General features: G+C 42.0%; 4 protein-coding genes. 1 reads left to right on the top strand and 3 read right to left on the bottom strand.

The window, feature by feature from the left end:
- Nucleotides 1-1,289 (bottom strand): DUF6531 domain-containing protein (locus A596_RS21910; RefSeq protein ID WP_200882870.1); only part of this gene is annotated, 1,289 nt, incomplete at its 3' end.
- 145 nt (nt 1,290-1,434) lie between these two features.
- Here A596_RS21910 and A596_RS22585 point away from each other — a divergent pair.
- Nucleotides 1,435-1,593 (top strand): SymE family type I addiction module toxin, encoded by a 159-nt coding sequence (locus A596_RS22585; protein WP_084128053.1) that lies wholly within the window; start codon nt 1,435-1,437, stop codon nt 1,591-1,593.
- A gap of 74 nt (nt 1,594-1,667) precedes the next feature.
- Here the strand turns inward: A596_RS22585 and A596_RS22890 are convergent, their stop codons facing one another.
- On the bottom strand, nt 1,668-1,880 hold the full coding sequence (locus tag A596_RS22890; RefSeq protein WP_152600103.1) for a hypothetical protein: 213 nt from the start codon (nt 1,878-1,880) through the stop codon (nt 1,668-1,670).
- Nucleotides 1,881-1,897: 17 nt separating this feature from the next.
- Nucleotides 1,898-2,425: RHS repeat-associated core domain-containing protein (locus A596_RS04985; RefSeq protein ID WP_039913060.1), on the bottom strand; the 528-nt coding region annotated here is incomplete at its 5' end.

Raw genomic sequence — 2,425 nt, 5'->3', positions numbered from 1 at the left:
TCTGCATTAAAGGCCAATTGCGTTTTATCAACTCCGCCTGCGTGCTCACTGGAAATGGCCCTGCCTTGGGTATCGTAGGTCCAGGTAGCGTAACGTTTTCCTCGCTCATCAGTGATCCCGGTCAAAAAGGTTGGGAAGCGAGTATCTTCGTAGTGATAAATACGTTCGGAATTATCAGGGCGAATAACTTTGCTAATCAGTCCCTGACCATTATATGTATACGATGTTGTTTTATTACCATCGACAGTCACGCTGCTTAATTGATTGCCGGTGTAAGCGAACAACAGCTCACGACCAGTGGAATCTTTTACGCGTACCAAAAGACCACTGGTTGCATCGTAAAACAATTCCTGTTTCATACCGTTGCTGGCGGTAATGGATAATAGTTTTCCATCTGCATTGTAATCTTCGGTATCACCATTGGATGCTTTGTATCGCCATGCGATTGGTGCAGCACCAAGAGCAACTAACTGGCCTTGCTCATCCCCTAAGGCTTGGTACACACCACTAGCATTTAAGCCAAAACTAAACGTACTTCCATTTTCGCGGTTCAAAACTATTGCTCTGGCTTCCAGCTGAACGCCTTGTATATCAGGGAATACTGAAAGATTTTTAATAACAACATTATTACGTATGATTTGGCAAATACCATTTACATATCGACCCGTGGTTCCTTGCGCCCAAGTATCTGTGATATGCACTCTCAACTCATTCCAACCGCTATTACAAGCAATAGCTCTAGTGAGGTGCGGAGAGCTCTTTTGTTGTGGACTTAACAGGTTTTGAGGATCAATTACTTCCAAAGATTTTTGATAGGAGTTATACCAAAATCCACCGATAGCTTTGTTTGAATTACTATAAAACCGCTCAACTCCAACAGAGTTAACTCCCATTGCAGAAATATCTACTTCTTTTTGGATTTTTGCTCCCGAACTTGTATCAATTGGATTACCAGAACATTGTTTTGGAGGAACAGGATTAAATGGGTCACCAAGCACGAAGGTTTCAATTCGAGTAATACGAACTGTTCCAGATCCCCCACACGTAGCCGTTGCGAAGTTACAAGTCATTACACCACCACTCCCCGGATACACCCAGCTATGGCATCCGGGAACACCGTAATTAGTATCATGATATGGCCCCCCGACACTACAAGCTTGCTGTGCAGACGAATAACCTCCAGATGGCTGAGTCAGCCCTTCGAGATAATATATATCTGCAAAAGCAGATGTGCCCCAAAGCGAATTACCAATTAACAAAGTTTTGAAAAAATGTCTCCTAATATTCATTGAAACTCCTATTACTTATGTTCAAACGATAATTTAAAAACAACATCATACAAACCATTCCCTATGAAGGGACAGTTCATGAGCACAACTCGTAAATTCCTAACCAACACCACTCTGTCACATTCGCCGGATCAAGACCGGGAGCATGGTCTACGACTACCGGCGCAAGACGCAGTACCCGCCACAGGCAACCGTGCCCTGGTTGCAGCTCAAGGGGCATTGGTTGGAGCAAGCGGGATTCAACATTGATTCACCCGTGACGGTGAGAGTGATGCAAGGTTGTCTCGTGCTGACGACGGAATAAATTCAGCGAGCAACATTTCAATAAAAAAGCCCAGCGGTGTTCTGCTGGGCTTTGATACTTGATAGATGGGAAAGTTATTTTTTCCTTCTACCAATAAAATATCTAATTAAAAAAGCAGTTGCCAATAAAAATAATACGTAAAAAGAATATCCAAAAAAAGACGACAAATTAATATAAAAATCTGGTCTTGGTGTGTAAGTTTCAGCTATCCATGCATAATAAATCCCTAAAAATAAAGCCAGAAATGCAAGAACATACAAAACCACTGGAGTAATAAATTTACGCATGACTCATAGACCATCCTTTATATTTGCGGGCCAGTTCGACATACAACAATGATATGCCATGCGAAAGACTGACACTGATTAAACCCATTCCAAGTCCCAAGTGGCTGACCAATTTGTAGCAATTGATTAACGCACTCTTCATCAACATTATTCATAGTTTCGCAACTGGAATTAGGCTCTTTGTGTTGATCTGTGTGATCCTTAACGTAGACCTCAGTTACATAAGGTACGTCTGCACACCCTTGTCCTGGCACAGCACAATCGCCACCCATACCAGCTTCTTTTGTATCTGTTTTTATCCATGTATGTTTAGGTATTACTGAACTGCTTGCCCAAGTAGGCATCCAGGAAACATCTACTGGTCTGCGGCAAACTTTTACTTCTAAACCTAAGGGATCTGAATTTGTTATGGAATTTTGCAGCGCATATCCATATGTATTGATGCCTCCTTCTAATCCAATGGGGTCGCTTTCTATGTATCTTGCGATTGATGGATCATAATCCCGAAAGTAGTTGTAATAAAGGTTAGTTTCCGGATCAACATA

This window comes from Cellvibrio mixtus subsp. mixtus J3-8 (assembly GCF_000766945.1).
In the GTDB taxonomy this organism is placed as follows: Bacteria; Pseudomonadota; Gammaproteobacteria; order Pseudomonadales; family Cellvibrionaceae; genus Cellvibrio; species Cellvibrio mixtus_A.
This window is presented reverse-complemented; position numbering and strand designations above follow the sequence as displayed.

Bases quoted from the DNA above. Each gene is read 5' to 3' on its own strand.
- A596_RS22585 (WP_084128053.1), top strand. From the start codon at position 1,435: ATGGTCTACGACTACCGGCGCAAGACGCAGTACCCGCCACAGGCAACC.
- A596_RS22890 (WP_152600103.1), bottom strand. From the start codon at position 1,880: ATGCGTAAATTTATTACTCCAGTGGTTTTGTATGTTCTTGCATTTCTG.